Genomic DNA, 243 nt, shown 5'->3' with positions numbered 1-243 from the left:
TAGCCGGGGTGTATGGCATCGGCATTGGTTATTTCTGCTGCAGAAATAATATGAGGTATTTTAAGATACGACTGATTGGAAGGGGCGGGGCCAATGTTCACGGCCTCATCAGCAAATCGAACGTGCAAACTGTCTTTGTCGGCAGTAGAGTAAACGGCCACAGTTTTAATGCCCATTTCTTTACAGGTACGAATAACCCTGAGGGCTATTTCTCCTCTGTTTGCTATTAATATTTTCTTAAAC

The 243-nt window shown here is 43.6% G+C and carries 1 protein-coding gene; it reads right to left on the bottom strand.

Annotated elements, in window-relative coordinates:
- A partial coding sequence (locus B3763_RS00085; protein WP_286742324.1) for a biotin carboxylase N-terminal domain-containing protein occupies positions 1-243 on the bottom strand: 243 nt, incomplete at both ends.

The organism is Roseivirga sp. UBA1976 (genome assembly GCF_002336325.1).
GTDB lineage: Bacteria > Bacteroidota > Bacteroidia > Cytophagales > Cyclobacteriaceae > Roseivirga > Roseivirga thermotolerans.
This window is presented reverse-complemented; position numbering and strand designations above follow the sequence as displayed.